This is a genomic window from Actinomyces sp. 565, assembly GCF_010365615.1.
Taxonomy (GTDB): Bacteria; Actinomycetota; Actinomycetes; order Actinomycetales; family Actinomycetaceae; genus Actinomyces.
The window spans coordinates 1-5,697 of the sequence record NZ_PIZD01000009.1 but is presented as its reverse complement, the minus strand read 5'-3'; the positions used below and the strand labels follow the sequence as shown (position 1 = coordinate 5,697).

General features: G+C 66.9%; 3 protein-coding genes and 1 pseudogene. 1 reads left to right on the top strand and 3 read right to left on the bottom strand.

Annotation, left to right across the window (positions count from 1 at the left end):
• Window positions 1-1,326, bottom strand: a 1,326-nt coding sequence (locus tag GZ997_RS01900; protein ID WP_162678631.1) for an OmpA family protein, incomplete at its 3' end; no start/stop codon positions are given.
• 173 nt (window positions 1,327-1,499) lie between these two features.
• Window positions 1,500-3,050: an OmpA family protein gene (locus GZ997_RS01895; protein WP_238994182.1), complete on the bottom strand. Its 1,551-nt coding sequence runs from the start codon at window positions 3,048-3,050 to the stop codon at window positions 1,500-1,502.
• 231 nt (window positions 3,051-3,281) lie between these two features.
• Between GZ997_RS01895 and GZ997_RS01890 the strand changes: the two genes are divergently transcribed.
• Window positions 3,282-4,883: an OmpA family protein gene (locus tag GZ997_RS01890; RefSeq protein WP_203233905.1), complete on the top strand. Its 1,602-nt coding sequence runs from the start codon at window positions 3,282-3,284 to the stop codon at window positions 4,881-4,883.
• A 13-nt stretch (window positions 4,884-4,896) separates the two neighbouring features.
• Here GZ997_RS01890 and GZ997_RS01885 read toward each other — a convergent pair.
• Window positions 4,897-5,697 (bottom strand): annotated as a pseudogene (locus tag GZ997_RS01885) (response regulator transcription factor); the annotation flags it as partial.

The following is a 5,697-nucleotide window of genomic DNA, read 5'->3' as shown; positions in this document are numbered from 1 at the left end:
CCCGCGCGCGTTGGCCAACGCGTCACCGGGGTCGTTGACCCAGCCGAGGTTCATAGCCGTCCCGGAACCGCCCTTGCCGCCCTCCAGCTTCAGCTCCCCAAACAGCAGTCCGTCCCGTCGGGTCACCTGCTCCAGGAAGACGACGACCTGACCGGAATCGGGCTCGGCGGCATCAACAGTCACTCCGCCGGGCCCACGACCCTGGGGGCCGGCCGGGTCCGGGAGCGTGGTGTCGCCGTCGGAGCGGGACAGGGAGCCGTCGGTGCCGCCGGCGGGGGTGATGACGATCTCCACCCTCCGGTTGGCCTGCCGGTGCGCATCGGAATCGTTGGTGACCTTCGGCTCGCTCTCCCCCTTTCCGGAGACGGACACGTCCCAGCCGCCCAGGTCGGTCAGTTCGCCCAGGCGGCTGGAGACGGCTTGGGCGCGCTGCTCGGACAGGGACTGGTTGTGGGCGTCGTCGCCGACGTCGTCGGTGTGCCCGATGATCTCCAGGTCGCCGCCGTCATACTCGGATATGGTCTGTGCGACGCCGGAGAGGACGGCATCGGCAGCGGCGGACAGCTCGGCGGAGTCGGAGTCGAAGGTTATGTCACTGGAGACCTCGACGGTGGTCTCCTCATCGGTGGTAAGGCCGCTGGAGGAACCGTCAAGCGCCTCGGCGTAGCGCTCCAGCGGCACCGGGGCGCGCAACGGGGCGTGCGGGTTGGCGGCGGCAACAATTGCGTCAACGTCGAGCCTGGGCGCGCCGTCGGCGTCGGCATCCACCACCGCCACCTGTGCGAAGCCGAAGCCCGAGAGGAAGACCGTGACCGTGTCGACGTCGACCGGCCCGAAGGTCGCGCGCAGGTCCAGGCCCTGGCCGGGCTGAAGCGGCTTGAACAATCCCTGCAGGCTGGTGGTGGACCACAGGCGCGACCCGGCGGTGTCAATCAGCCTCAGGGGCTTGTACTCAGCAACCGAGGACAGCAGCGAGCCGATCAGCCGCTCGCCGATGCTCACCGCCTGCGTGTTGCTGCCCGCCGATTCCGCGCGAATCGGCAGGATCGCCAGCTCCTCGCCCGCATGCTCGGTGCGCACCACGGGGCCGACGGAAAGCAGGATCTCCTGGCCCGCAAGGGTTCCCCTGACCTCAACGGGCCCGTTCACGGCGGCTGAGGCCGTCGCGGATGCTCCGCCGCCGGCAGTGGGGGTCGCCTGCACCACCGGCGCCTGCCGGTTCTTGCCGCAAGCCGCGACGGCGCCGACGCCGGCGAGTGCCGGCAGCGCCAGCACCACGCGGCGGGGCAGCCGAGTGTCGGCGCCGGGGCGGGGCCTATCGCGCATGAGCTCCCCTTTCTCATCACCGCTGCTGCGTTCACCCAGGTACACCCGGGCTCTCCCAGGTTCACCTGGATGTCGGCCGTCGCCGCGTGCCGCCTCCCGAGCACGGCGGCGACACCCGGATAACGAATTGGGTCGACCATACCGCGCCCAGGGCGTCCGAGCCACCCACGCCCTCACCCGTCGACGACGGGGATGTCGGTGAGGCGCACGGCCAGATGCTGACCGAATGCGTCATCCTCACCGATCATGTCCATGATGACAGTGTCCTCACCCGTGTCCGGCCACACAACCGGAAGACTGCGAACGTCATCCGCCTTCATGGTCCCCGATATGTAGCCGGCCAGGACAACGCTGTCTTCATCGGAGTTCATGAAGTCGACGACCAGATGCCGGGAGTCCCCCTTCAAAAGGGTACAGCCCGAGGTCGCATACGACGACCACATCCTAATGAAAAGCAAATCATGAGGGATCTCCATCAAGAACGGCGGGACACTCAACTCCTGCTTCGAGGCGATCGTGACCGTGCCGATCAGGTACCCCTCATGCCTGGTGACACTCGCAAGGGAGATACGGGCGGGCACGCCATCGATCTCGATGTCCACGCCGTCCGGCCCTCGCCCAGCCGGCCCCTTGGGATCTGGCATATCACCCGAACCTCCAGTCGAGGTAGCGCCTGCCGCAGCGCCCTCGTCAGGATCGGCGGGTGTAAGCACGATCTCCACCCGCCGGTTCAGCTGCCGGTTCTCATCCGAATCGTTAGCCACCCGCGGCTCCGACTCCCCCTTACCCGACACGGACGTCTCCCAAGCAGACAAGTCGGTCAGCTCCCCCAGGCGATCCGACACGGCCTTGGCCCGCTGCTCCGACAAGTCCTGGTTATGCGCATCGGTGCTCACATCATCCGTATGCCCCGTAACCGCCAGCTCACCGCCTGAGGGGTGAAGCTCCAGCTGCTCCACCACCGACGCCAGGACCGCATCAGCGGCATCACTCAGATCCGCCGAGTCCGTCGCGAACAACACGTCCCCCGACACATTCACCGTCGTCGAGGCATCATCTTTCTCTGTATCCGATGAACGATCCGCAGCCACCACCAATGAATTCAACTCAAACGGGCCGGAATGAATACTCTCATCGATTTGAGCATCAGCAATCGCCGCCGTCACATCAAACCCCGCAGCACCGGCAGCCACCACCGGCACATTCAGTGCCATGCCCATTGTCGGCAGCAACAGCTCGACCGACTCCACACCATCCGGCAAGGCGCCGAACACCGGGAACAACTCCGCCGAGGCGCCCGGTTCGATATACCCGGCCACTACGCGGGCTCGTCCCACCTCGCGATACACAACATTATCCCTGAGGGAGGTCAACTTGACGGACGCCAATGTGCCTATATTCAACCCGTCACCAAACATAGAATTCCCGAGCGAAAAGCGCTCGCCGGAATCAACGGAAATGGTCATCATCACCACGGTGTAGCCGCCCTGCACCACCGCAGGACCCACACGCGTAGTCAGCGCCTCGCCCTGCCACACCGACTTCAGCACCACCGGATCGGAAGACACGGGCGCCGGCGAGGTACTACTCGCCATGGTCGACTCGCCGGACGACGTCGCCACAGCATCCTCACCCTCACCACCGGCTCCGCTCGAGCAGGACGCCAGCACCACACCCACCGCCATAGCCGCCGAACCGGTCAGCACCTCACGACGACGCAACATAACCGCCACCACTCCTAAACAAGACCTGTAGAGGCTCTTGAACCCGACAACCGTAACAAAACAAATAATTGGGCGCCATGGGCACCACTGCCACACTCCCCGGGTGTACCCGGGGAGTATCCGGGTACACCCGGGGAGACGTTGAGTTCTGCCCATCGCGGTCGTCGCGTACCGGCAATAGCGTCTTCGCGCCAGCCCAATTGATTCCAGATGAGTTCAGAAAGGCGCATCATGAAGTCCACACTCCGTAGCCCCAGCGGTCTTCCCCGCCGCTCCCTGCTCTCCCTCCTGTCGCTGTGCGCGGCAGGCACCGGCCTGGCCGCCTGCTCCGGCGGGCCCCTTTGGCAGGCGACCGATTCCACCGACGACTCGAGCAGTTCTGTGGCGTCTCCCGCGGTGAGCGCACCCCCGGTGCCGACCGCGGACGCGAGCGGCGCGGTCGCACTGGAATCAGCTCTCGACGGGGTGGCTGCCACTTTCCGTGTAGGGCCTGCCACGGTGCAGGACGGTTACACCATCGTCCGGGTGGAGGTGTCCACTGACTCCGATGAGGAACTGACTCTCTCCTCGACCTTCAGTGCACCCTCGTCGCCCTACTCGATGCGCGGAATGCGATTGCTCTCGTTGCGGCAGTCCCTCGTATTCCCCGAGCTCGGAGATCGCTCCGACGAGATGTTCGACGAGATCTCGCGCTTGTCCTCGGTAGAGGTGTTCCCGGTGTTCGAGGCGGTAGATGACGGCGTCGAGACGGTTGAGCTGTTCCTTCCGAGCGTCGGCGTGGCGGTGGGAGTCCCGGTAGTCGACCCCGAGGACGCCGGCTTTAAGGTCGGTGAGATGCTCAGCGTGGCGGAGATCGACCGCGAGGCCGATCCCGGCCCCTTCCGCCTCAGTTCGCTGGTGGTCGCCACCGACGGCTCCTATGACACCGATGCGGATGAGGACTCCACGACGGTGACGGTCTCTGGAGACGTGACCTTCGGATCGGACTCGACGGAGCTGTCCGCACAGGCTGATGAGGTCCTGGCCAAGGTGGTCGAACAGCTGACGCTTTACCCGTCCGGCGGGGAGCTGTCGGTTACGGGACACACGGACGACGTCGACGAGGAGGACTACAACCAGGACCTGTCTGAGCGGCGCGCCCGGGCGGTCGCCGACCGACTGGGCGAACTGACGGATCTGACTCACTGGGACACCACTGTCAGGGGCAAGGGCGAGGCCGAGCCGCGGGCGGAGGGGACTTCGGATGAGGCGCGTGCCGTGAACCGCCGGGTTGAGGTGGAGCTGACGCCGAAGAACCCTGCGGAGGCGACAGCACTGTCCGCCACGGCTACTGCCCCGTCCGCGCCGGCGGACACCTCATCGACTTCAGCGGGGCAGGTGCCCAGGTCCGTCGGCCCGGTGGGCACTGGCGCCGACGGCGTGGACGTGCGCATCAATGATCAAACGGTCCACCTGTCGATGGAGTCCGTGACGCGCGTCGGCGACTATGTGACGGGCTCACTCCTACTGAGCACGCAGGAGGACGTCAACATCACGGTGAGCCTGTTCGCCCTGCCCGACGAGCTGCAGATTCTGCACTGGCCGGCCTCATTCAGCGCGGTCCACAATCCAACGCTGCTGGAGGGCGGCGCGCGCTACCTGGCGGCCAACTACCTGGACGCCGAAGGCGAGTACGTCCCCGTCACCAATCGGAGTGTGCGTGAGATCGTGCGCGGCGAGGCCATGCGCCTGCCGATCATCTGGCCGTACCCGGGTGGCGAGACCATCACACTGGACCTGCCCGGCAAGAACCTCGCCGCGCGCCTGACCGACATTCCGGTGGCCCAGGCCTGAGCGGGAACGCGTCTCACTGCTTGACGAGTCCGTGGATCACCAAGTCATCCCCCTCGGCCACCAGGATGCGGGGCGCGCCGGCACTGTCACCCGCCGCCTTGTCCGACGCCGGGACCACTCCCAGCAGGGTGCCCGCAACCTGCCAGAGCTGCTCACCGCCGTCGAGGTCGTAGGCGATCACGTTGTCACCGGTGGCGTCTGCGCGCTTTGAGGGCTGCCCCATGGTGAACAGCACCCCGTCGTCTCCGCCGATCAGCCCCTCCGGGGTGATCACGCAGGCCTCCCCCGCGGTTCGCTCGGGCACGGCATAGGCCACGGAGCCCGGGCCGGACGCCGTGCACGCGAACACGTCTACCTCGATCGCCGTCGCATCCCCGCTCCCACGTACCTGCACACCGCCGCCCGCGGCGACGCTGCGCAGTAGCGCCAGGAGCTGCTCCGGCGTCACGTCGGAGGAGACCAGCCAGTCCGTGCGCGTGCCGGCCCCCGCAACGGTGCCGACCGCGGTGCCCTCGGCGTCGTACACGGTGACCTCGTCACCGTCCACGACGTAGAAGGCCTGGGGACCCACATCGACGCCGACGCCGCCGGGAAGGTAGGAGCCGAAGTCGGGACTGTCCTCCGAGGCCGCCGACAGCAGGACCTCGCCGGTGTCGGCGGAAAGCACGAGCACCCGCTTCGAGCCGGTCTCGTAGGTGACCACGAAGCCCCCACTGACACGCGCCTCCCTGAAGCCGCCGTCGACGCGCCACTGCTGCTCACCGTTCGAGTGCAGGGCGAGCAGCGAGCCCGAGGAGCCGCCGTCACGGACGAG

Excerpts from the sequence above, each read along its gene's own strand:
- GZ997_RS01895 (WP_238994182.1), bottom strand. The coding sequence starts at position 3,050 with ATGTTGCGTCGTCGTGAGGTGCTGACCGGTTCGGCGGCTATGGCGGTG.
- GZ997_RS01890 (WP_203233905.1), top strand. The coding sequence starts at position 3,282 with ATGAAGTCCACACTCCGTAGCCCCAGCGGTCTTCCCCGCCGCTCCCTG.